The 26,320-nt window shown below is 72.8% G+C and carries 2 protein-coding genes; both read right to left on the bottom strand.

Annotated features, from left to right (window positions below):
* Positions 1 to 38: 38 nt before the first annotated feature.
* The gene (locus tag ACWY4P_RS50845) at positions 39 to 25,937 is read right to left on the bottom strand and encodes a lonely Cys domain-containing protein (protein WP_456207603.1); all 25,899 of its coding nucleotides are present in this window, start codon (positions 25,935 to 25,937) and stop codon (positions 39 to 41) included.
* A complete protein-coding gene (locus ACWY4P_RS50840) occupies positions 25,934 to 26,320 on the bottom strand; it encodes a hypothetical protein (protein ID WP_456207602.1) in 387 nt (128 codons plus the stop codon). The genes ACWY4P_RS50845 and ACWY4P_RS50840 overlap by 4 nt, the downstream gene beginning before the upstream one ends.

Below are 26,320 nucleotides of genomic sequence, written 5' to 3'. Positions count from 1 at the left end.
CCCCGGCGCCTCCCGCCGGGGCCATCGCCATCCGCGCGTCAGGTCTCGTCGCCTCCCGGGCCGTCGGCCGCGTACGACGGGTCCAGTGTCAGCAGCAGCAGACGCTGGGCCGCGTCCAGATCGACGTCCGCGATCGGAAGCTTGTCCACGAGGAGGGCTGCCTGGGTGCGCTGGAAGGTCGTGAGTTCCACCCCGATCTCCTCCAGCAGCTTCACCGGAACGGTGCGGCTCTCGTCCAGCGGGGGGAGCGCCGCCTCGGACACCTCGGCGGCGGTGACATCGCCCGCGCCGTCGGGGTCGTCGACGGGAGCCTCCCACGGCAGCTGGACTGCCCTGACACCCTCCGTGGCCGGAACGACCGGCGTCAGATGGATCCCCGACGCGTCCACCACCATCCGGTGAGACGTCGTCGCGGGATCCAGGAGCTCCAGCGCGTCCCACAGCTCGTCGATATTGGTCACCCGGCCGATCCAGCCGCTGTCTCCCCGCAGCAACACCCCGGTCGGCGGATGGACGAAGTCGTCGCCGAATCGCTGCCATCCCTCCGCCGGCAGCACCTCGCCGTCGGGAAGCCGGATGCTGCCCATGTCGCTGACCTCATAGCCCCATGGCGTGGACTGATTCGGAGAGGGGCGCTCGAACCTCCGCCACCGCTCCGCCGACTTGCCCTTCCCCTCCGGCACATCCGGCGGCGACACCTCACGCACACCAGGGCCGTACCGCGGGCCCCCGACGGTCAACGCATGGCCCACCGGCCAGCCCTGTGCCACCGGTTCCACACCGGAATCCCTGGTCCCCCCACGCAGTCGGACCACAGCCGACCCCGGCGACGAACCCCGGTGATCGTCGACCGTGACCTTCACCTCTTGGGCCCGCGCGGAATCGCCACCACCGCGCGCTGATCTTGTCACCGACGTGATGCGGAACTGATCCGCCGTGACGCGCGGTCTCCCCTGCCCGCCCTGCAGCCGCCCCAGCTGCCCGGCCAGGCTCTCCCGCAACGCCATGGCGATCGCCTCGGCGCGCCACGGGCCGGCATCCTTCCCCCGACCACCCGCTGTGGAACGGCGGTCGTTGTCCCACCCGGTGACGGTGATGTCCGGCAGGGGCAGTCCGTGGGCGAGGTTCCACACCCCCACCCTGGCCAGGGTGGCGGCCAGATCGGTGATGATGTAGCTGTTCTGATCGGCCGTCACCTGATGAGGGCTTTCGACGGTAAGCGTCTTCGGAGTGATGCGGTGGCCGTGGACCACCACCGCGGTGAGGGGGTTGACCTCCGCGGAGGGGCCGTCCGACAGCAGATCGGCGTTGACCTCGTGCATGCTCTCGCCCTGCCGCCTGCTGAACATGCGGAAGTACCACATGTCCTCGGTCCGGACGAGAGAGGCGGCACGCTTGATCGCGGCCTGGGCCCGGCCCAGGGCCCGGTCCAGATTCCCCCGCGCCGCCGCGTGTTCCGGGGTGCCCTCGGCGTGCTCGTCCCGGTCGGCCGTCGCCCGGTCGACGGCGAGCAGCGCCTCCGTCACCTTCAGATAGTCGCGCAGCCTGTCGAGCTCCCCGGCACTCGTCCCATCCCGCTCGGCCTCCTCGATCCTCCGGCGGAGTCCGGTCTCCAACCGCCACCACACCTCGGCAGTGGAGCGGTCCTGGTTCTCCTCGACCATCCAGGACAGCAGGGACTTCATATAGAGCTTGCGTGAGTGGTTCTCCAGGGTGATCTGATCGGCGCCGTCCTCACTGGCCAGCACCACCTGCGCGAAGTGATAGCCGAACGGGACGCCCTCCCCTGCCTGGGGTTTGGCGAAGTTGCGGTTCAGTACGGGACGGCCCTGTTCGTCGACCGCGCCGATCGACTGGATCAGATAGCCGGAGCCGACCGGCGCCCAGGCGTCCTTGTTGGCACCGATCCGCTCGACCGCCGCGTCCAGCCGCTCACGGCGCGGATCGTCCCGCTCCTCGAGGCTCTGCGCGCTCCCGTAGGACTCGCCCGGCAGCGGGCCGTCCACGCCGCCCATGGGGCGGTCGTCCTCCCGCACCCGCGCCGCCGCCCAGCGCGGATTCACCCGCTTCAGATCCTCCGCGCCGTCGGCCACCTCGGCCAGTGCCCGCGCCAGATGGTGAGTGCCGGTGACCTCCCATCCGTCGGAGGCGTTGATGGGCACGGTGACCACGCCGCCGCCGTCGGGGTCGCCGAAGACCATGTGGGACGCGGGCACCCCGCCGGCCAGCATCCTCGCGAAGTCGCGGCAGATCTCCTCTTCCGAACGGCCGCTGCGGGTCAGGAACTCCGGCTCCACCTTGAACAGGGGCTCACCGCGGATGCCGTCGGCGGCGGGAAGGACGATGGCCACGTCCTCATGCGCCGTCAGCCGGACGTGGTTTCCCGCCGCCGCCAGTTGCGCGTTCGACCGCTCGATGGCCTGCCGGGTCGCGTAGACCTGCTGGTTGAAGCCCGGTTCACCGTTGTCACCGCACTGGACGGCGAGCGTCCGGTCCCGCGAGAGACGCAGGGTGGGGCGTTCGCCGGTCGGGGTCTCGGTGTACCCCTGCCTGGGCAGGTAGAGCGCGGCCTCCCGGGGGGCCGACTTTCCGAGGGGATAGGCGACTCCCAGGACGGGCTTGTCCGGCTGACGGAACAGCACACCGTCGCCGCTGCTGTCGATGACCTCGTAGTCGTTCGTCACCACGGGCCGGGGCCGGTGCGAGTCCTGGGGCGCGGCAGGCCGGGTCTCGCCCCTGATGCGCCCTCTCACCCGCCGCAAGGCACGTGGCGGCCCCGGTTCGGCGGCGGCGATGATGCGCGCGTCCAGCACCGGCGGCCGGCTCCGCGCGGAGCGCGAACCCTCCGCCCGGGGCAGACCGCCGCGCGCCCTGGCACTGTCGCGTGACACCGGGTCCTCGCGGCGGTCCGTGGACGGATCGTCCGCGTTGAACGTGTCCGTTTCCAAGGTCGTCGCGGTGCGCGGGGCGCCGGGTGCCGGGGCCTGCGGACGGCTGCGCTGCCAGTGGAGCTTCTGCCCGGGAGCCGCCGTCACCACGATCATGCGGGTGCCGGTCAGGGGATCGTCGTGCACGGTGACGGGGCCGCGGGACGAGAGGGTGGTGCGCGCGGTCGCCGCCCGGCTGTTGAGGGCCTTTGGCAGGCTGCGACTCCCACTGCCGGCGTGGGACTTGATCACCGCTACCTCGGCGTCCGGGGGGCGGATCGTCAGCCATGGGTCGTGGACGAGCAGTTCGGCGATCTCGTCGGGAGGCACCCGGCGGCGTGAGCCGTCCGGCCAGGGCATGTCGATGTGGTCGTCGCCGCCGTCGGCCAGGACGAAGAACGGGAGCCGCGCCCTGGGCACATCGGAGCTGCCGTCGACGTTCCACGGCGTGTACTGCGGGGTGCGGGCCTCGAAGGCCCCTTCGAGCGTGCCGTCCGGGGATTCCAGGTAGTACGCCACCTCGAGCGGCTTGGTGGAGCGCTGTCCGGTCCAGTCGCGGCCCCTCGCCTCGCTGCCGGGGGTGCGGATCAGGGTGTCGTCGGAGAGCGCGTCGTTCAGTTGGAGGTGGTAGGCGGCGAGGGCGGTGGGGTTGTGGACATCACGGCCGGCGGCCGACGCGGCCGCGATCAGCCACACCAGTTCCGCGTGGCGCGCCCTGTCGAGCGGCCCGGCCCCGTCGCCGAGGTGCAGGACCTTGGCCGCCAGCGCCTGCACATCGGGGGTGTCGGAGAGCACTTCATGGGCTTCGATCACTGCCCACAGCAAGCGTTCCCGGTCCACGTCGGTCACCTGGTCCGGGGAGTTCAGGCGGAGGACCTCCGCCACGCGCTCGTTCAGGCTCAGCCGGTCTCCGCGGACCAGCTTCCGCAGCAGATCCAGGCCCTCTTCCACCGACGGCATGGACACGAACTCGCTCAGCTCCGTGCCGCGCGGCGCGGACGGCGCGGCGAGGAGCAGCGCCTTGACCTGCTCCGGCGTCGGCTCGACCGGCCGGCCGTCGGCGCGCGGCGGCACCCCGGCATGGCCCAGGGCGGCGCGCCTCAGCAGCTCCATCCGGAACCGCCCGTCGGCACCGCGCAGCCCGGGCTCGGCACGGCGCATCCGCTCCACCGCGCCGATGCCGCGCAGCAGCCGCCGGTACTCCCCCGCCGGGTCGTCCTTGTCGTTCTCCACAGTGACGCCGAAGGTGATGCGCAGCGCCCGGACCAGCCGCAGGGTCACCTTCCTGACCTCGGACGGGGCGCGCCCCTCCCCCCTGTGCAGGCCCGCGATCCGGGCGAGCTCGTCCAGTTCGGCGCCGTACGGCTCGGGCCGGGTCTCGAGCCAACGGCGCGGCCGGAGCAGCGGGTCGGTGATGATCGAGTGCTTCCTCTGGGAGGCGCGGTATCCGGAGGTGCGATCGGCGCTGAAGTGGGTGTGCCGGGTCCTGTTCGCCACCAGTTGCATGGCCGAGACGGTCTCCAGCGGGTCGGCGGCGGCGGTGTCGCGGCTGAGGTTGCCGACCTCGGGGTAGCCGTCCGCGCGCGCGTTGATCCAGCAGTTCATGCTCACGACCACGTCCTCGGCGCGCAGCCGCCGGATACTCGGGCGCCGCTCCAGGAAGCCCCCCATCTCGTCCCCGTCCACGCTCCAGGACCGGTCGCGGTCGTCCGTGAGTCTGAACCGGTTGGGCATCGCGTGCGTGCTCATGAAGTGCGCGTTCCGGCCGGCCCACGGCACCTTTTCCGGCGGGCCCACCGGCTGCCCGGTGACAGGGTCGAGGACGACGTACTCATCGGTGTCGGGGAGCAGCGCGAAGCTGCCCTCCCGCATCCGCAGGTCCGGGTCGTTGAAGCTCGCGCGGCCGTAGGGACGCCCGTCGGCCACCATGGTCGTGTGCTTGACGGCGTTGTCCGGGATGAGGCGTCCGTCGGTCGTGCGGACGAAGCCCTCCCCCGCGGCGATGTCCTCCTCGTCCAGGTCGTCCGGCTCGCTGCCGATCCATTCGCCGGCCGGCGGTCCCCCCTTCCCCCGGTCGATCACCACGATCCGGCCGGAGCGTACGGTCACCTCGCCGCTGTGCGCCCAGACCGTCCTGTTGGTCCGGAAGGCCCCGGTGCGCGGCAGCAGGAGGCCCCGGTCGCCCGCGCCCGGCACGACCAGCAGCACCGGAACATCGGGGTCGAGGCCGAGCAGCTCCGGGTCCCTGGCCAGCAGTGCGGCGAACTCCTCCAGTGTCACCCGCACGGGAGCGGAGCCCGGCGACGAGACCATGATGTGGTCGTGGCCACCCTCGGCCACCACGACATAGGGGGACCTGGCACCGGGCCTGCGCTGCCACTCCCCCGTGATCGGCTTGCCGAGGGTGCCGTCGGGGTTCTGGACGGAGTACGACCGCCGGTCGAAGGCGCCGATCGAGCGGCCCGTCAGATTGCGGCCCATGGTCCTGCCGCTGGTCGAGGTGATGGTGGTGGCCTTGGCGAACACACCCCGCTTCACCAGGTGTTGGACGCCCAGTTCGGCCAGGCTGCCCGCCCGGTCGGCCGCGATCGTCTCGTCCACCAGTTGGTACAGCTCGCGCCGCTGCTCGCTGCTCACGGGCGCGTCCGGGGCCAGGTGGAGGATCCGGCGGACCAGCGGATCCGGGTCGAACGGGGCCTCGCGCAGGGCAGGGTCGGGGTCCGTGCGCCGCAGGGCGTCGAGCCGTTCGACCGCCCCCGAGTAGCGTGAGCGGACGATCTCCACGGTCGTCCGGGTGCGTGGCCGCCGGTCCGTGCCGTTCGTCCGTCCCTGGCCGACGGCCTCGATGGGGATGTCACGGGCGTCGATCGGCCCGGCGGTGGACGGCTCGTTCCGCTGGGCCCGCCGCAGGGACGTGTGCAGGGTGTCGAAGAGGGCGTCGGCCACGGTGTCCGCGCGTTCCTGGTCCAGGGCGCGGCTGCCCTGGCCGGCGTCCAGCCGTACGGATCCGGTTCCGTCACGGTGCCCGGTGACCTTCACCTTCGGCGGGGCCAGACCGGCCCGGGCGTCCCGCAGCGCCACCTCGGCCAGTTGACTGCCCAGTTCCTCGACGCGGGCGCGCTGTTGTGTGTCGAGTGCCGAGGAGCGGTCCGCGAAGGAGACATGGGACCGGGGCGGCAGGACCGGCGGCAGCGTGTCGCGGAGCGTGGCCGCCGTCGGCGCCGCCGACTGCGCCGGGGCGGGGGCCTGGTCGGGACGGGGGACGTCGTGGTCCGGAGCGTTGGTGTAGTCCCCGGCCGTCGACTCCCTGCGCGGCAGGCCCGTCCGTGTCGCGGGAGACGCCGAACCCCGGTGGTCGTCGACCGTGATGGTCGCCTCGCGGCCCTTGTCGGGGTCGCCGCCTGCGCGCGCCGTCTCGGGCACCTCGGTGATACGGAACTGGTCCACGGTGAGCAGGGGCACGGCCAGCCCGCTCTGCAGCCGCTCCAGGTGTTCGGCCAGGCTCTCCCGCAGCGCCGTGGCGATGTTCTCGGCCCGGATCTGACCGGTGCCCTTTGCCCCGCTTCCCAGCGAAAAACGGCGGTTGTTGGCGCGCCCGGTGACGGTGATGTCCGGCACCGGAAGGCCGTGGGCGAGGTTCCACAGCCCCACCCGCGCCACGCCGGCGGCCAGCCCGCGGATCACGGTCTTCTTCTGCTCGCCGGTCACCTCGTGCTCGCCCTCGGCGAAGGCGACGGTCTTGGGAGTGATCCGGTGTCCGTGGACCACCACCGCCGTGAGCGGGTTGGCCTCCGCGGAGGGGCCGTCCGACAGCAGATCGGCGTTGACCTCGTGCACGCTCTCGCCCTGGCGCCTGCTGAAGACGCGGAAGTACCACTGGTCCTCGTTGCGGACGAGTGGTGCGGCACGCCGCATGGCGGTCTGGGCGCGGGTGTGGGCCCGGTTCATCCGGTCCTGCGCCCCGGCGTGCTCGGGGGTGCCCTCGGGGTGCGTACGGGCGTCGGCCTCCGCCTGGCCGATGGCGAGCAGCGCCTCCGTCAGCTGGAGGTAGGCGCGCAGGTTGGCGAGCTCCCGCTCGCTCGTGCCGTCCGTCTGTGCCCCGTCGATCCTGCGGCGGAGTCCGGCCTCCAGCCTCCGCAGCCCTTCCGGGGTGGACCGGGCCCGGTTCTCCTCGACCATCCGGGACAGCAGGGACCGCAGATAGCCCTTGCGCGCGTGGTTCTCCAGGGTGACCTGGTACGCGCCGTCCTCGCTGGCCATCACCACCTGCGCGAAGTGGTAACCAAAGGTGACGCCCTCCGCCCCCGGGGACTTGGCGTAGTTGCGGTCCAGCGCCGGACGGCCCTGCTCGTCCCTGGCGCCGATCGACTGGATCACATAGCCGGAGCCGATCGGCGCCCAGGCGTTTTTGTTGGCGCCGATCCGCTGAAGCGCCGCGTCCAGCCGCTCGCGCCGGGGGTCGTCCTCGGTCTCGTAGCTCTGGGCGCTGCCGTAGGACTGGCCCGGCAGCGGACCGCCCATGCCGCCCATGGGGCGGTCGTCCTCGCGCGCGCGGTCCGCCGCCCACCGCGGATTCACCTGCTCCATGTCGCCTGTGCCATCGGCCAGTTCGGCGAGCGCCTGGGCCAGATGGTGCGTGCCGGTCATCTCCCACCCGTCCAGGGCGTTGACCGGCACGGTGGTCACCCCGCCGCCGTCGGGGTCGGTGAACACCATGTGGGAGACGGACGTCCCGCCGGCGATCATCTGTGCAAAGTCGCGGCAGATCTCCTCGTCGGACCGCCCGCTGCGGGTCAGGAATTCCGGCTCCACCTTGTACAGCGGCTCGCCCGGAGTGCCGTCGTCCGTGGGGAGGACGATGGCCATGTCCTCGCTCGCCTTCAGCCGGACGCGGCCTTCGGAGAGGGCCAGTTGCGCGTTCGCTAGCTCGATGGCGTGGCGGGTCGCGTAGAACTGCTGGGGGTTGCCCTGTGCTCCGTCGTCGTCGCAGCGCAGCGCCAGGGTCCGGTCCGCCGAGATACGCAGCGGGGGGCGGGCGTCGGCGCGGAAGGGGTAGTACCCCTGGGTCGGCAGATACAGCGCGGCGACCTCCGGGTCCGGCCCGCCCAGGGGGTGGACCACCCCCAGGGACTCGCCGGACGGCTGGCTGAAGAGCACGCCGCTCCCGCTGGGGTCGATGACCTCGTAGTCGGTCGTCACCAGGGGCCGGGCCTTGAACGAGTCCAGGAACGCGGCGTGCCGGGCCTCGTCGCCGGCCCGCCCCGGGCCGGGCCGCAGGGCCGCCGGGCCCCGAGGGGCGCTGGGGCCGGCGGCGGGTGCCTCGTCCTCGTCCGGCTCCTCGTCCTCGGCCAGAATGTCCAGCACGGGCGGGCGATTGCGCGCGGCGCGCGAACCCTCTGCCCGGGGCATGCCGCCGCGGAGTCTGGCGATGTCGCCGGTCATCAGGGTCTGGGCGATGGCCTGGCCGCGCTGCCGCAGCGTCCGCCGCCACTGATCGGGGGACAGTGCGGCGTGCTGCCGCGCCACCTCCCTGTCATCCACGCGGACCGGGTCATCGGGCCCCAGCCGCAACAGGGTCCGCAGTTCCGTGACCACCTCGGATCGCAGAATCGACAGCTTCTCGGCGCTCAGCACCTGGCCGAGGTCCTCGTGGTGGCCGCGGTCGTCGAACCGCAGCAGCCGTACGGTGCCGTCGGCGGCGGCCAGCAGCAGGTCGACCGGGGCGGCCAGGCTCTCGGCCAGTTCCTCGACCGTCTCGACCGGATCGCTTCCGAACGACCCGGCGTCGGCCCGCAGCACCAGCCGGACCCCGCCCAGCGGCTCCCCCGCCACCGAGGGCAGCAGCGCCTCGCCCAGATCGTCGGCCTCGCGCACCGGAGCGCCCCCGGTCAGCTCCGAGACCCGGAAGTCCAGCGACTTCCTGCCGTCGTCCGGCGGTACGTGGACGAGGGTGTCCCAGGCCGGCTCCACCACGCCGGCCGGACCTGGTGACGTCGGCCGCGAGCCGTCGGACGCCGCGTCCTCCGCCGCCTCGTGGGCGGGTGGCGGCTGGGCGAGCGAGCGCAGGACGTCCGTATCGAGTGGCCGGCCCTGGCCGGCCGCCTCGGTGGCGGCGTCGGTCAGCGCGCCGATGTGGGCCTGGCTCACGTCGTCCACCGAGCCGAGACCGAACACCTCCCGGGTGTACTCGGTGATCGCCTGGGCGGCGGTGCGGGAGGGGAAACGAGCCGTGACCGGCCCGCTCAGCGACCGGATCGCCGCCAGCCGCGCCAGGTCCGCCGCGTCGGAGTCGGAGTCGGAGGCCGGGCCGGAGTCGGGGCCGGGCAGTCCGTCGCCGAACAGCGCCCGGGCCGTGCGCACCGTGGCGGTCACCTCGCGGCGCCGCTCCTCCGGGGTGGCGTCGGCGAGCCCCAGGGCCGTGGCCAGCCGGTCCACCTGTTCGGCGGAGGGCCCCTGGGGCCCGTTGAACCCGTCCCAACGGGCTCGCCCGATGTGCCGGTCGAACCGCGCCATGCCCTCCTTGAGACGCTCCACGATCTCGTCCACGGTGAACCCGCCGAGCAACAGCGAGCGCGAATCCATCAGCACCGCCGGGCGGAAACCCTGTTCGAGCAGGAACTTCTGCATCAGCAGATGGACGTTGACCCGGCTGTTGGCGTCCGTGAACGGCTGGAGGATCTGCAGGGCCCGGGTCACCCGGGCGACGGCCCGCAGCTTCTGGTCGGGCGTGACCGCGACCGCCACCTCGCCGTAGTAGCGGTCCAGCGCGGCCTGCACCACCTGACGTGCCTCGCCGGGAGCGTAGTCGATGGAGATCTGTCCGCCGCGCTGCCCGTGGTGGAAGACCACCAGGGGCTTCGCCATGTCCTGCTCACGCGGCTCGTCGATGGCGAACAGCAGCCTGCGGCCGAGCAGCAGATCGTCTTTCATGTCCGCCGCGATGCGGTCGGCGCCGGTGCCGCGCATCGTGGTCTTCATCCTGCCACCTTCGTGACCGGACCACGTGGTCACCACGTTCTGCCCGGCGCCCGCTACGAGATGGCGGGTGGCTAGGTGGTGCAGCTCCTCGTACGCGTCGGCGTCGATGCGCGTCCAGTCGCGTCCGGTGTCCCCGCCGTCCAGGACTTCCCGGTACGCCTCGGTCATGCCCTGCCGGTAGCCGGGATACGTCCGGGTGTCGAGGTGGCCGCCCACGTCCTCGGGGGTCGCCCGGAAGGCTTCGGCGTGCACATTGGGGTCGATGAACAGCCGCCACCACGAATCCTGGGGCAGCAGTCGGGACAGTAGCGGGGCCGCCGCGCCCGGCGGGGCCCCCGAGGTGGTGTCCGCGTAGTACTCCCGGACCCGCTCGTCGGGGAACCGCCCGCCGATCGCGACATGCTTCCGCAGCTCCTCCTCCGACAGCGGTGACAGACGGTGGTAGCGGCCCCAGGTGTCGTCGTAGTCGAAGCGCAGCCTGCGGCGGTCCGGATCGTCCTTCTCATTGGCCCACAGCTCGGTCGCCCTGAGGAGTTCATGGAGCGTGTGGTGGCGGTCGGCGAGCATCGAGCCGACGTACGCCAGCCGCATCCAGCGCAGGTCCAGGCCCGCGTCCCATTTCTCGTTGGCTCCCTCGGCGGCGTCGAGCAGGCTGTAGGCGGTGCCGGAGGTGCCGGTCATGATCAGACCGCCGGTGCGCTGGGCCCCCGCGTGCGGGGAGTCCTCCACGGTCAGTGGCCGGAGGTCCCCGGCCAACCGCTCCGGGGGTTCGTGGTTGATGCCCGACAGTTCCTCGCCCGGCTTCCAGGTGGCGCCGTCCGAGGTGAACGCCCGCTCGGCGGCGCTGAGCGGCGGACGGATCTCCTGCGGGGCGCGCCGGGCGAACGGACCGTCGGACGGAGCGCCACGCCAGCGGCGCTCTTCGTTGATCAGGGGCGGCTGTTCGGTCGGCGTTTTTAGCAGCATATGGAAGACGCCGCGCCGCAACGCGTTCCACACGATAGTCGACTGCTCACGGAAGTTGCCGTGGTAGACGACCTGTTCCAGGGTCTGGGGATCGACGCCGACCGCACCGGGCACCACCTCCTCGTAGGTGCCGAGCAGGCCCCGCAGCGTCGGGGGCGTCTTCTCCCACACGAGACGGGCGAACCGGGAGATCTGCTCGACGACCTGCGGGTGCTCCGAGAGGTAGTCGCCGAGCCTGCGCTCGTACGCCTCGGCCTCGTGCTGATAGCGCAGCCGTTGGAGGTCGTCGGGGCTCGCGGGGATGAGGGAGCGCTCGGCGGGCCGGGGCCGGCCGTGGCCCGAGCCGGCGCCGGGAGGGGGCGGCAGGGGCATGTCCTGGGTGTCCCCGGCTTGGTCTTCGGCGTCACTGGCCTGGTCGTCCTCGGTGTCCCCGGCCTCGTCCTCGGCGGGGCGGGGGCGGGCGAGGAGGTATTCGTCGCCCCGTTGGTAGAGGGTGACCGCGTTCTCGGGAGTGGCCGCGGGGTCGCCGAAGGTGCGGTGGGTGCCGTCCTCGGACACCAGGGTGAGGGTGATCCCCTCCGCCCTCGCGGTCAGCTCGGCCGCCAGCGCGGCGGTGGTGGCGTCCCAGCGGCGGGCCGCGTGCAACTGGACGCGGAGCAGCGCTTCCGCGTTGCCGTCGGCGTCCCGGGTCGCCTGGGGTATCCGGCCGCCGGTGCGCCGCATCTCGCGGCGCAGGGACTCGCGTTGGTTCGCGTCGAGGCCCAGCGGGAGCCCCGCCACGTCCTCCCAGCGGAACGTGGCCGACGGGTCGAGGCGGGCGCCGTCCGGCAGGGGCAGCGCGGCCACTCGGGTGGCGATGCGGCGCGCCACCCGGGTGCTGCCGGACAGGTCGGCCAACGGGGTCGCCCCCGGTACGCCCGGTCCCGTGTCCTGGCCGTGCGGGGCGGTCTGAACACCGGCCGGGGGCCGGGCCGCCGCCACGGCGGCGTAGAAGCGATTGCCGTCCCCCTCGGCCTCCACCAGGTCGTACACCCGCCCGTCGGGTCCGGTGAGGGTGCGGTGGTCCTTCGCGGCGTCGAACCGAGCCCCGTCCTGGCTGTCCCGAGGGGCCGTCCAGGGCGGTGTGGTGTGCGCCGGGCGCCGCGTCCCCGTGGGACCCGCGGGGGCGGGAACGGCCGGGGCGGGGGTCGCCGGCGCGGGGGCGGGCAGACCCGGTGCCGGGACCGTGCCGATCGATGTCTCGGGCACCATCAGCTGGTAGTGGCGGTCGTCGCCCTCCCCGCCCAGCCACAGCGGCAGGGGGGCCGCGTCGGCGCCGGACTCGTCAGTGGAGAAGTCGTCCGGGGAGAAGTCGTCCGGGGAGAACTGGAGGAAGCCGCCGTCCCGCGTCACCACGCGCACGGGGACGCCGAAGGTGCGCGCCGCGAGCAGCGGCAGCAGGTCGGCGGCGGCGTGGTCCCACCCTCCCCGTGCCGCCGCGCCGCCCGGGCGCAGCAACTGGGTGACGGCCAGGGCCAGGCGGGAGCGGGTGCGTACGGGGAGCGAGTCGGGCAGCACCCCGAGGGCGTCGAACTCCCGCCGCTCGGCGGTACCGTCACCCAGCCCGATCCAGGCGGCGGCGATCTCGTCCTCGGTGAAGGTGTCCGTGGTGTCCGGCGCGAGAACGTCGAGCAGATCCGCGTTGGCGGGGTCCGCCAGCCGGGCGGCCAGCAGCTCCCGCAGGCCGCGGATCAGCGCCGCCCGGCTGGACAGGTCCAGACCCGCGTCCGCGAGCAGGCCGGGGTCCAGCCGGTGCAGGCCCTCGGCGAGCGCGTGGAAGAAGGCGTCGCCGTCCCTGGGCACATCGAGGAGGGCGAACCGCTCGCCGTCCGGGGCGATGAGCGCCGCCGGGTCCTCGTCGCCGTCCTCCGGGGTGTAGCGCGGCGCGTCCTGTGCCTCGGTGTCCGCGGCGTCCTCAGTGGTGTTCTCAGCGGTTTCCTTCGACGGATCCGTGAACGTCACCTCGGGCGGCTTGAGCAGCCCGTCCAGCCGTGCGCGGCCCTCCTCGGTGGCGTTGAGCCGGTGCCAGCGGGTCAGCCGGTCGGCGGCGGTGCGCACCCGGTGGTATTCGGTGGCCAGCTGCTCGGCGGTCGCTTGCAGTGTGTCGAGGGTGCCCTGCCAGTGCTCCAGGCCCTCCCGGGCCGCGTCCCGGGTGTCGGTCGCCCTGCGCTCCGCGGCCGTCGCGGCCTCGAGTTCCCGCGCGGTCCGCTCGCGGTCGGCGGCCGTGGTCCGCTCGGCCCCGGCCACCCGTTCGGTGGCCGCGGCCCGCCGTTCGGCCGCGCGCCTCTCGGCGGCGTCGAGGGCGCGGAGGGCGTCCGCCAGCCCCTCCCGCTGTACCTCGGCCCAGCCGTCGTGTTCGGGCGCGGTGTCATCGGCCGCGCCGCGCTCCTGCTCGACGCGCAGCCGCGCGGCCGCCACCAGCTCGCCGGCGGTGCGGTCCGCCTCCACGGCGGCGGCCCTGGCGTCCACCAGCGGCTGCCGCGCCGCCGTCGCCGCGTCCCGCGCCTCGGTCAGCGCCCGCTCGGCGGCCCTCAGTTCCCGTTCCGCCCCGGCCAGGGTGTCACGCGGTCCGGAGCCCTGCCGGCGGCGTACCTCCCAGTACTTCTTGTCGGCCTCGGTCCATGCCTCGGCCGCCTCCTGGACGGCCTCCCACGCCTTCCCGGCCTCCTCGGGGAAGTTGGTGTCGTCGATCAGGCCGAGCCGGCGGGCCACGTCCTCCCGTACCCAGGCGAGGACGGCGGCGTCGGTCTCGTACGCCTGCCGTCCGGCGGAGCCGAAGCGGCCCGGCATGGCCTTGTGGAACGGGGAGGCCACCATCCGGCCGATGGCGCTGTCCCTGATGTGCCGGTGGACGGTGGCGCTGCTGAGCCAGGTGGTGGGGATGGCGAAGAGGAAGGCCCGGTCCTCGCCGTCGTTGACGGAGATCTCCGCCATGAAGTCCCGGTTGTATCCGCCTCCTTCGCCCTGCGTGGCGTTGGGTCCGGTGCCCGCGGCCCCCGGCCTGGTCGAGCCCGCGTTTCCCATCGAGGCGGCGACGCCGGCGTCGAGGGCCGAGCCCTGGCCCTCCGACCCCGAGGCGGACACCCCGTCCGCGGTGACCTGGCGCCGGGCGACCTGGAGGTTGGTGCCGGGCGCCACCGTCAGCAGTTGGGCGCCGCCGAAGTCCGGTTTGGAGTGCAGCGCGAGATGGCCGTCCGCCCCGCCGATCAGGCTGTCCTCGGTCAGGCCGGGCACCTGGTAGCCGCCGGGGCCGAGGGTGAGCGGGTAGTGGGCGGCGAGCACGATGTTGCCGGTGCCCTCGTCCAGGGTGTGGGACGAGCCAGTGCCAAGACCGGTCAGTCCGGTGTCCTTGGCCCGTACGAGGGCGTCGTCGACGTCGGCCTTGAAGCCGATGTCGTACGCCTTGGCGAGCGCGAGGTAACTCCCCGCCCGGACCTGCTCGAAGCCGATGACCCCGCGGACCTGGAACCCCTGGGCGGGTGCCTCGAACACGCCCTGCGTGCCGTCGAGGAAGGTGACGCGCCGCCAGTCGCCGTCCCCCCGCAGCGCCTGGAGCGGCACCGGCCGCGGGGCGGAGGGGGCGGGGAGAGCGGGCGGCCCGAGGGGGTCGTCGGCGGGCGGGGCCGTCCGGGGGGCGGCGGGATCCGGGCTCATCAGGCTGAGCGGGGTCTGCTTGCGCAGCGTGCCGACGTCCCCCTCCTCGACGACGCGGCGCTTGCCTCGGAGGTAGCGGGAGGCCTGCCGCGCCTGGTGGGTCAGTTGCCGGACGCGGCTGTCGGCGGCCGTCGGAGGGGCGGAGTCCGAGGCATCGTCGACTTCGAGGACGATGCGCAGCCGGTAGGGGGTGTCGTATTCGGCGTAGGGCTCGCTGGTGGCCACCGTCCAGGTCGTCATCGGGCTGGTCGAGTGGCTGGCGGTGAGGGTCTTGCGGCTGGAGCCGGTCTCGCTGTAGCCGGGGCCCGCGGTGGCGGCGTCGGGGTTGTGGGTGTACGCGTTCTCGCCGACCGACAGCCCGAAGTCCGGCCCGCGGGTCCGGCTCAGGCTGGAACCCTCGGACTCGGTGGCCGAGAGATTGTCCTCCCAGTCGATGCCGTGTCCGAGTCGGCGGAATCGGGAGGCGCCGACGATCAGTTGGACCCGCAGCCGCACCTGGCGGCCGCCGATCCGCATCCCGTCCCACCCCCAGCGCCCGGTCCGGGCGGGCACCGTGGAACCGGCGCTCTCCAGGTCCCCGCGCAGCGCGCGCAGCAGCCGGCTCGACGCGAGGCGCAGCAGTGCGTCGCGGCCGGTCTCGTCGAGCGACAGACCGCGCAGCGCGCGGTCGAAGGCGTGCAGCACCGCGGCCGCGTTGAGCTCGCCCAGCGGATAGCCGCTCAGCGCGTTGCCCGCCAGCCACTCCTGCGGCGACCAGGTCTGCGCGTCGTAGTGCGGCACCCCGCCCCAGCCGTCGTCGATCAGCTGGATCTCCACGGCGCTGAGCTCCGGGAGCAGCCCGATCCAGCCGCCGGGGACGGTGAGCCGCCGGCCCGTGGCGCCGGCGAGGCCGCGGGGCACCAGTCGGCTGCCCGCGCCGGTCGTGGTGCCGAGCGCGCTGGAGGCCACCGCGATCTCGTGCTCGGCGTCGCCGGACACCAGGACCTGGTGGGTGTTGTCCTGCCGGGAGACCTCGTTGGTGACGGACCGGGTGAGGGAGTCGCCCTTGGTCCGGCCGTACGACCAGGGGCTGAAGTTCAGCGAGTAGAACCCGGCCGGGCCGCGCTCGCCGCCGTGCGGCTGGAACGCGGAGAGCCGTCCGCCGAAGAGGAAGCTGTAGGTGACGGTGTTCTTCCCGCCCGCCTGCGTGCCGCCGGTGATCTTCAAGGCGGCGGCCATCGGCGCCGGCTCGGATATCAGCCACAGGCCCGCCACGGTCATGCGGTGGGCGAGGACACCGCCCCGGTTGAGATACGGGCCCTTGGCCCACAGCCCGGTGATCCGCCAGCCCGACGGGCTGAGGCTCTGGTCGGCGTTGGCCGTCAGATACGGGGCCTGGAACGGGCGCAGCGCCGCGTCGTGGGCGGGCGCGCCCTGCTGTGTCAGGTGCCACGACCCGCCCGAGGCGCCCCGCAGCGACTCCTCCACCGCCTGGATCAGGGCGGGCTGGCCGAGGACGGCGATGGTGAGCTGGGCGTGGTTGTGGAACGGCTGCGGGGCGCGGCGGGTCGCGGCGTCGAGGGCCGTGTGGTCGGCCTTCGCGAGCGCCAGGGCCTGCGCGTCGTCCAGCGGGGTGCTGTCGATGCCGTCCTCGAAGTCCCGGTAGGGGTTGACCGCGCCGTCCGCGTGCGGATCCGTGGCGGAGGTGTGCTCGTCGAGGATGCTGAGCAGCACCCGCGCGGTGAGCGGGCCACCACCCACGGGGGTGCCGTCGGCGGCGGTGCCGATCACATCGGACGGCTTCTCGCGGAAGACGAAGGGCTGGGTGCCCAGCAGCCCGGCGGAGGCGAATCCGCGCAGCAGGCCGGGCAGCCGCCAGTAGCCGCCCCGGCTGACGGTGACGCTGAGGCGGTAGCTGTACAGGTGCGGCGGGCGGTTGCTCGCCACCGCCCGCTCGACGGCGGTGCTGGGCCCGAACACGCTGTTCTGGCCGCGGCCGCGGCCCCCGCTCAACCCGAGGAACAGGCTGCCGGAGTGCTTGGAGAGGCCGAGCGTGGTGGCGGCCATGGTGCGCAGTGTCCAGTTGCCCTCGAGACCGCCCTCCAGGTCGTGGACCACCCCGTGGTCGCTGTCGAGCTTCTCGCCGCCGGGTGTGGCGTGCTTGATCTTCAGCCCGGTCTGGTTCCCCTCGTAGCGGCGGCCGGTCAGCACTCCGTCGAGCCACAGATAGCGATAGCCACGCTTGAAGCGGAGGGACTCGCGCAGCGGGATCCGGATGCCGCTGGTGATCAGCGTCTCCAGGTTTCCGGCCATGGCGTGGTGCGAGAGCGTGGTGAGGATCTCCAGGGTGTTGGTGAGCGCCGTCTGGTAGTGGTCGGCATCGCGCCAGCGCGGATTCTTCGGGTCGAGCTCGCTGAGTGGGGCGACCAGGTCCGGGTAGGCGCGGGCGGCCTCCCGCAGGATCAGGTCGGCGAACCCGTCGAGCCAGGTGTCGGCGGCGTCGTCGGCGTCTGCGGTGTCGACGGTGCTGTCGGTGTCTGTGGTGTCGATGGCGCTGTCGGTGGCGCTGTCGGTGGCGTCGTCCGCCGTGAACTCCTCGACCCTCGCCACCCCCAGCGTGGGCGGCCGGTCGAGGGTCAGATACGGGGGTGCGTACGGCTCGGGCGCGCCGCTGCGCATGCGCAGCCGCGTACCGTCGTCCCAGCCCGCCAGCCGGCGCGCCTCGGACCGGGGCATCCGGTCCAGGCTCCAGGTGACGAACACCTCGGCCGGATACTCGGGTGCCGGGGTGGTGTTCGCCGTACGGTCACGGCCGCCGCGCCGCACCACGACGACCTTCTCGACGAGATAGAGGCCGACCGGGGTGTTCTTGGCCTCCCCCTCCGTCTTGACCGCGCCGGAGCCTCCGGTGTTCATGGCGCGGGTGGTCTTGTGGCCGTACCGGGCGGCGAAGCCGAGCAGGAACCGCAGATTCAGCTTGTCCCCGTTGAGGCCGAGCCAGTTGAAGGCCGGCCCCACCGTGGGGTTGATCTCCTGGCCGGTGGATATCGAGAGGTTCCGCTCGTTGGTGAGCGTGAGCGCGGTGACGTCCTTGAGGGCCGCGGCGGTCGTCTCGTCGATGAGGATCGCCCGGCGGGGCAGGACCCCCACCGTGAAGACGCCCAGCGGCGTGCGGAGCTTGTCGTCGGCGAACAGCGGGGCGGTGGTCATCCGGCCGGTGCCGAGTACCCGGGACATCCGCTGGAAGTTCCGGGACGAGATGAACGCGTCCAGCTCGCGGTAGGCCGAGGAGCCGGGGCGGGCCCCGATCTGCCGTGCGGCCCAGTCCCGGACATGGGTGAGGGGGCCGAAGTCCTCGGTGGTGACGAGCCGGTGGTGCGGTCGGCCCCGGTAGCGGATCAGGGGCGGGATACGGCCCGGCCTGGACTCGGTCACCGCGCTGTCCGAGAGCCGCAGGGAGAGCCCGCCGCGCATCCCGAAGCCGAACGTCGCGGGTGTCCGGCCGCCGGCTTCCGCCACGGGCCGGCCCTGCTCATCGCTGACGGTGAACTCGTAGTAGACGTCGTCGAGGTAGAGGTGCGAGGCGTCGGTGCTGCTCGTCTTGGACTGGCTGGTGGTCTGGGCGGTGAGGGTGTAGCCGACCGCGTGGGTACGGGCGAAGCGCAGGCCGACCCGGCCGAAGACGCCCAGCGGCTTGGTCAGCGGCCACAGCGGGGCGAACGGGTTGACGGCGTAGGTGGTGCTCTGGGCGGGGGTACGTCCCGTGGTGCGCTGGGTCCGCGCCGTCGACTCGATCTTCCGCGGTCCGTCGGAGGTGTCGGTGAAGCGTTCCCAGGCGCCGTAGTGGCGCACCGCGAGGTGCAGCACCCGCACCCTGCCCTGCTCGTCGGTGTAGGTGAACTCGCGCCCGTCGCCGCTGAGTCCCCCCAGGTCCTCGCGGAGCGCCGCCTCCACCTCGGCAAGCAGCCCGGTGCCGCGCGGGGCGCCCGAGCGAGGCTTGCCGGGCCGGGCGCCCGGCCGGGCCCGCAGCTCGCGTTCGAGCTCCTTCAGCGCCTGGTCCGTGCCGCGCAGGGTGAAGTCCCTGGTGCCGAAGGCGGCCGAGCGCGCCAGCACCTCCTCGGGCAGATCCGCCATCAGCTGTCGGATGCCGTCGAGGGGGGCGGGCATCCGGCTGCCGTCGGTGAACCGGGCGGTGTCGCGCTCCAGCGGGGCGGGGGGCAGCTCGCGGTCGAGGCGGGGCGGGCGGCGGCGGTCGAGGTGCTGCTCGATGCTCAGCGGGTCCTTGGGCGGCGTCGTAACCGGCGTGTCCGTACCGGTCTCGGTACCGTCTCCGTCCCGGTCTCCGTTCCGCTCCTGCTGGTCCTGGACGGTGCTCTGCGGCGGAGGGGGCGCCTGCCCGTCGGCCCCGAGGGTGTCCACGGTGGCCGGAGCGGTGGGCGCGGGCGCCGGGACGTGCGGCTGGGGCCGGTGGGTGTTCTCGGCCTGGTCCCACAGCCCCCGGAACCCCTCGTACAGGTGGTTCTCGGCCTGGATACGGCTCGTGCCGTACAGCCGCTCCAGCAGGGGCAACAGCCGCTCCCGCTTGGGCCGTCCCCGCTCGTACTCCCGCACCCACTGGGCCCCGTTGTTGCGGCGCCGCCCGGTGTACGGGTCGGTACCCTCGTTGGTCCCGAGGTAGGCATTGGTCAACTGGGCGAAGAACTCGTACTCGTCCCGGGCGGAGTAGTTCAGCACCGGCTGCCCCGCCAGGTCCCTGGCCACGCCGTCCGGCCACTGCGGCGGGGGGACCTTGGAGCCTGGCAGCTGCGACCGCCGCTCCCGGTTGCGCTTGGCGTAGAAGGCGTCGCGGATGCGCTTGCGGTCCTTGTCGGAGAGCCCGTGCTGATGGATGGCGTGCGCGAACTCGTGCGTGGTGGTGGAGTACCCCTTGGCGTAGATGTGCTCGTTTCCGATGGTGCTCTGTTTGCCGAGAAGGTTCTCCTCCGTCACCGCTGTCGTCCGGCCGCCCACGCCGCGCACGGTGTCCCAGACCCGCCCGTCCGGGCCGACCGGCTTGCCTCGCAGATGGCGGAACGGGGCGAGCGAGGTCATCGCCTCGTCCTTGGGCACCACCACGACCCGCGAACCGGCCCTCAGCAGGGTGGCCGCCACCTTGCGGTTGCCCAGCATCGGCGTGAGCCGGCCAAGCACCTCGCGCCGTGCCGAGTCGGGCTGGTTCACCCCCTTCGGCACCTGGATCAGCAGCCGCGCGGCCGTCGCCGCGAACTCCGGCGCGGGCAGCCTGGCCTCCAGCGCGTCGATCAGCGCCGGGGCCGAAGCCAGTTGCTCGCGGTCGGCCGACGACAGCAGCGCCAGCTCCTTCGCGCGCTCCGCCGCCGACATGCCCGGCAGCCGGGAGGCGAGGTCCGCCACGCGGTCCGGGGATGCCGGGGACGGGGCGGGCCGCCGGGCCCGCGGCCGCTGCCCCGTCAGGCCGGCGGCCGGGCCGGGGGCCGGGGTGCCGGGAGGCGGCGGCAGGGGGCGCGCGTCGAGCACGCCCTGCGAGCCCTGGGCGGAGAAGCCGAGATACGAGCCGATGGCCTCCAGGTCCAGCGGGTCGAAGCCGCGCTGGGCCGGGGTGTTCTTGATGCCGAAGGCGGCGAGCGACTCGGTCTTCAGCCGCGCGCGGGGCCCCGTGTTCGCGCTGTCGAGGTCGGACCACCACGGCACGGGCGCCTCGTTGCCGGTCACCTCGGCGTTCTTGACCACCCACTGCCCGGCGAGGGTCGGCACCTTGTTCACGGTGATCCGCTGGTAGCCGATCTTCGGGTCATGCCAGGCCTTCATGCGCTTGGCCTGGAGGTTTCCGGTCTCCTCCAGGTAGCGGACCTGATGCCCGATCAGGGCGTACGCCTCCAGGTTGCCGCTGCGGAACCCCAGGTGCTTCAGGTTGCCGCCGGAGACCTGGGAGAGGTGGTCGAAGACCTGGAACTGGACCTCGCGCGTCTCGTCGGGGAACGCCTGCCGCCAGTCCTCGTCCTTCCAGAACTCCGTGAGGTCGTGGACGTGTCCATAGCCGTCGGCGAGCCGCTTCAGCGCGCCGCTGTGCGCGCTGTCGCCCGCGATGATCACGTTCGTGCCGGGTGGCAGACGGTCGATGATCTGCCGCAGCCCGGTCGTGCCGCTGTCGTGCTGAGGGTGCGCGTCGCCCTCCTGACGGCTGCCCAGCCGCGACCACAGCACCACGTGCGGGCCGTCCTCCGGCACCCCCCGTGCCGCGAGGAAACGCCGCACCCGCTCGGTATGGGGGGCGTCCAGGCCCCAGGCTCCACGGATCTTCGCCCGCGAGCGCCCCTGGCCATGCCACAGCTGCGCCACCTCGCTCGTGGCGTACTTCGTCGGCTTCTGCAGCCGGGTGCTGCGCAGCCCCGGTGGCACGGGCGGGCTCATCCCGTCGTAGGGCAGGGCTTCGTAGCCGTTGGCGGCCTGTGTGTACAGCTGGTGCGGATCCTCGGTGTGGAGGGTGTGGAGGCGGTTCTCCTGGGCGCGCAGCTCGGCGTCGCGCCGGGTGGTGAGCCGGTCCCGCGCCTCCGCGCGCTCGCTCGGCGACAGATCGGTGGTCGCGTCGAGTTCGGCCACCGCCTGGGCGTGGCGGGCGTGCACCGGGGCCATGAGGGTCTTCCGCAGGAACGGCCCGACCTGGTCGCGGGTGCGCGGTCCCGTCACCACGCCGACGTGCAGCTTCGGGTTCAGCGAGAGGGCGGTGGCGAGGCCGAACATGTCGCCGGTGAAGTTGCCCGCCGTCAGGACCAGCGCGCGGTACGGGCCGGAGCCGGCACGGAAGCTGTCGGCGAGGTCGGCGAGGGTGGTGCGCAGCCGCTCGACGTCCCCCGGGGTGGCGCCGAACTCACGCCACTGGGCCTCCAGGGCCTCGCGCGCGGCCCTGGTGCCCATCAGCCCGCTCAGAACGTCGATGAACTGGCCCGTCACATCCCCCTTCCCGTTGGCCGGCCGCTGGGCGGCGTACTCCGCGCCCCGCCGCTTCACCAGTTCCTCGGCGAGCGCCGTGTCCAGGCCGGGGTGCTCGCCCAGCGCCCACAGCAGGTCGAACAGGTCCGAGCCCCGCTGGTGCCCGCCCGGGCGGGTGGCCAGCGCGTACGCCGTGTCGACCAGGGAGTCCACGAGGGACGGGACGACGATGCCGTCGACCTCGCTCGTGTCGCGGTACGCGTCGGTGCTCGGGGCGATGGTGATGTCGACGCCGTTGACCTGTCCGCTGAGCGCGCGGGGGTCGCGCCCGTCCTGCCGCAGGACGTTCGGCGGGGCGCCGGGCGGACTCGGGAAGTGTTCGGCCAGGGCCCGGTCGATCAGGTCCTCGTGCTGCCGCACATCAGGGGTGGCGAGCCGGAAGTCCAGGCCCGCCAGGGGGCGCGGGCTGCCGAAGCGCAGATTGGCCTGGGCGCCGCCGGTGAGCACGAGAGGGTCCTGGATGTCCCGCGGCTGCCCGTCGTCCCGGATGAGCCGGTTGATGAGCGCGCTGACGTCACGGCCCACCGCGAGCGCCCGCGCGTTGGCCGCCGGCGTGGTCGCCGGGTCGTACGGAGGACGTGGCGGACCGGCCGGCCCGGGCTCGGAGGCGGTGGCCGTCAGCGCCGACTCGATGCGGATCTCCCGGCTGACGGTGCCACGGTGGCCGTCCGCGTTGAAGGAGAGCAGCACCTTGTGGGTGGCCCCCGCCGTGAGCTTGGCCTTGGGCTTGGGCACGGTGATCTCGCCCACCCGGTCCGTGGCGCCGATCCGCTCCAGGACCGCGGTCATCAGCTCCCGTGCGGTCACGCTGCCGCCGCCCACCGTGATGGTGAGGGGCCCGCCATCGGGGTTCTGGCGCTGGACCGCCCGGTCCCACAGCTCCTTGAGGTCGTCGACGGCCTTGGGCGCCGCGGTGACCCCGACGCTCGCCCGGGACGGCGGATGCGCCGGCCGCAGGTGGGCGGGCGGCAGCAGATCGGCAGGGTCGCTGGAGGTGGTGGTGGGCAGAGGCTCGGCCGACCGCGGGTGGTCGGGCACGGCGGGACCGGAGTCGGCGACGTCCTCGATGGTCCTCAGGTAGTGCAGCGGCACGGCGCGGCCGGGCAGCGTGTCCGGATCGGCCATGATCCCGACGCTGTCGACCGATCCGTTCTCGATCCGGCGGAAGAGCGAGGAGGGGTCCAGCGACCGGTCCCCCAGGCCGGTGAAGTGCATCAGCTCGTGCAGCGACCGGGCGTCGTTCTTGCGACGGCGCAGAGCGCTCTCCTCCGCCCCGAGAGACGGGTCGTCGGAGTACAGCCGGAAGTGGAACTGGTCGAACTCGGTGGGGTCGGCGGCCGTGCTGAGCTCGATGGCCTCCGGGTGGTCGGGCGCGTGGACGAGGTTCACGTCGATGTGCAACTGGTCGCCGGAGCGCGGCAGCGTCAGCCCGTGGTTGAAGTACGTGTCGAGCAGCTCGCGCATCCGGCGCTCGAAGCCGGGGAGCCGGTCGGCGGGGAACCCCTGGCCGAAGCTCACCGGCAGGTTCAGCGTCAGGTTCCGCACCCAGCGGCCGTCGTCGGCCTGGACGCGCCGGATCCACGTACGGATGACGGTGTCGCGCCCGCCCAGCGTCTGCGGCCCGCGGCCCGGGCCCTCCGCCAGCGGGTCGGCGGCCGGGTCGTAGCGCTCGGTCCACAGCGGCAGCGAGGGCGCGCCCTCCCGCCGGGGGCGCCACTGCTCGGGGCGCACGGGGTCGTCGACGGGCTCCGCCATCACCGGCACGCGCGGTGCGGGGTTGACCGGTGGCGGGGGCAGCTGGGCCGGCGACGAGGAAGCCGTCGTCAGAGTGGTCGGCTCGGCAAGGGGGGCCCTACTGGTGTCGACCGTCTCGGTGACGCCCGCGGGGCCGCCGATATCGGTGGGACGGGTGGGGTCGGTGAGATCGGCGGGCGTCGTGGACGTCGTGGCGACGGCCACGGGCGGGGTGGGCTGTGCATGATCGACGCCGGGCGGGGTGGGCTGTGCCTCGTCGGCGGGTGTGGCCGGGGCGGTGTCGGTCAGGTCCTCGACGGTCTGGAGCTGGGCCGGCGGTACGGCGGGGCCGGGCAGCGCGTCCGGATCCGGGTCGAGACCGGCGTAGCGCAGCACCTGGCGCACGGCGGTCGCGTCGTTCCGGGCCTGGCGACGGTCGCGCTCGGAGGCGCCGAGTGACGGGTCGTCGGAGGACATCCTGAGGTGGAACTGATCGGACGGGGCTGGAGTGTCCGTCGCGGTCAGCTCGATGGCCTCGGCGTTGCCGGGGTCGTGGACGAGGTTCAGGTCGATGTGCAACTGATCGCCGGAGCGCGGCAGTGGCAGGCCGTGGTTGACATGGGTGTCCAGCAGGCCGCGCATCCGCTCCTGGAATTGCTCGAGCTGGTCGGCGGAGAACCCGTCGCCGAACCGCACCGGGAGGTCCAGGGTCAGGTTGCGCACCCAGCGGCCGTCGTCGGCCTGGACGCGCTGGACCGTGGTGCGGACGACCGATGTGTCCTGAGCGGGCTGGGTCACCGGGTCGAGGCCGTGGCCCCCGTCCTGGTATTGGTCCTGGTCCTGGTCCTGGTCCTGCGTCTGATCGTCGGCGGCGGGGGCCTGGATCTCGGTGTGAATCTGCGTCGGGGGCATCTGCTGCTGCCGCCCCCGCCACTGCTCGGGGCGTACCGGGTCCCGGACCGGATCCGCGGTCGCGGGTTGGTGCGGGGCGGACTGTGCCGCCTCGTCGCTGCCGGCGTCGTCCCGGGCGGCGGTGGGGTCCGGAACAGGGGTCGTGTCCGGCGTGTCGTCGAGGGTCGCGTCGAACCCGTTTCCGTACAGGTCCGTGTCGCGGCCGCGTGCCGATGTGTACGGCGTCGTCGAGGGAGTCGGGGAGGGCGTGACGGACGGTGTGGACGGAGGCGCGAACGCGGTGGGACCGTCCAGCGCGGGATCCGGGAGCGGGGTGGTGTCCGGCCGCGGGGACGTCGACGGCAGCGGCATCGGATCGGGAGCCCCGGCCTTGGGAGTGGTCAGCGGCACGGTGCCCGGGGCGGTGTCCTCGTAGGTGTCCCAGTCGGTGATGTCCGAGTACGCGTCCGAGTCCGAACCCGCGATCGAGTCCGTGTCCGTACCGGCGTCCGAGTACACGTCGCTGTCGGAGTAGGGGTCGATCTCCGCGTACGCGTCGGGGACTTCACTCGTCGGGATGTCGACGTCGTTGTTGTGGACGATCGGAGTGGTGACCGTTGTGGGAACGGGTGTGGGGGGCGGCGGAGTCGGTGTCGGGGGCGGGGAGTCGTTGGTGACCGTGTCGACGGTGGCCGGCCCGCCGGACCCGACGCCACCACCACCGCCGCCCCCGCCCAGGATGGAGTTCGGCCCCGGCGGGTCGTTGAACAGGCTGCTGAAGAGATTGCCGCCGATGAACTTGGCGTTCAGGCTCTTGCCGAGGTAATCGAGGCCGCTGCCGATGATGAGTTCGGAGACACCGCTGAGGCCCCCGCCCACCAGCGACATGGGGTCGAACTTCCACTTGCCTTCGAAGAGGCCGTTGACCAGGAACTCGGCGAAGGCCTCTCCGACGCCTTCGCTGCCGAAGCTGTTGAACACCTCTCCGCCGAACTTCCCCCACTTGTTGTCGCCGAAGTCGTTGAAGAAGTTCTTGAAGAACTTCCCGAACACGCTCGAGAGGCCGCTGATGAAGAACCCGGCCAGGGCACCGAAGGCGGCGGACTTGCCGATGTTGCCCCAGTCGATCCCGTCGGGGCGACGGTCCCCCTGGTTCAGGCCCAGCATCGCCAGCCGTACCGCGAAGGTCGTGAACGCCTCCTGAAGGGCCTCGCTGAACGCGGGCATCAGGTGGGTCATCTGCAGCAGCCGGTCCAGGATGATCAGCACCATCAGACGGCTTCTGGTCTTCGCCAGGGCGGCGTCACCGAAGGACAGTCCTCCGGTGAAGAACGCCATGGCGGCGATGAAGGCCAGCTCGATGAGCAGTTGGATGATCTCGGCGATGATCTCCCACTTGCTCTCCATGATGTTTCTGGAGTGGTCGATCTGCCCCTTGCTCAGCTCCCGCAAATTCTCGGCGAACTCCGCCATGGGGTCCTGGCCACCGGCGCCGGTGAGCATCGCCATGGCCTGTTTGTACACCTCGGCCACCTGGGTCGGCAGCGCGCCGTCGACCCGGTTGACCGAGTCCATGATGCGATCGCGCAGGTCCAGCAGCAGTTGCGCGTACTCGTCGAACGGCATGCTGCTGCCGTAGGCCATGTCCGAGGAGGCCTGCAGCGGCCGATCGCCCAACAGGACGAAGAGCATGTCGCTGACCTCATCGGGGAACTCGATGGAGTCCTCGGGGACGGAGCTTCCCCTGTCGGCACCGCTCAATGTTTGCCGCCGACGCCTTCGCCGTCGTCCCCGCCCACGGAGTTCAGGTCCCGCCGCAGCTCGTCCACGCCGTCCATGGCGAAGGACGATGCCCCCCGGATCCCCTGGACTTCCTGGAGCCGGCCCTCGACCACGCCGATGACGGCGTCGGAGATGGCGAAGAAGGTGTCGGCGACCCCCTCGACGGTTTCCTCGTACTTGGAGCCGGCCTCGTCGGCGAATTCGTCGTCGATCCCGTACCACCGCCGCGTGGGTTGCAGGGCCGAGGTGAATCCACCGGGGAGCGCCGCCGCCTGTTTGGCGATGGCCCGGATCTCATCGATCATGCCCAGCAGCCGGGCCGGGTCGGCCTCGTACGCCTCGCCACCGTATCCGTAACTCAC

This window comes from Streptomyces sp. LZ34 (genome assembly GCF_053890475.1).
This window is presented reverse-complemented; position numbering and strand designations above follow the sequence as displayed.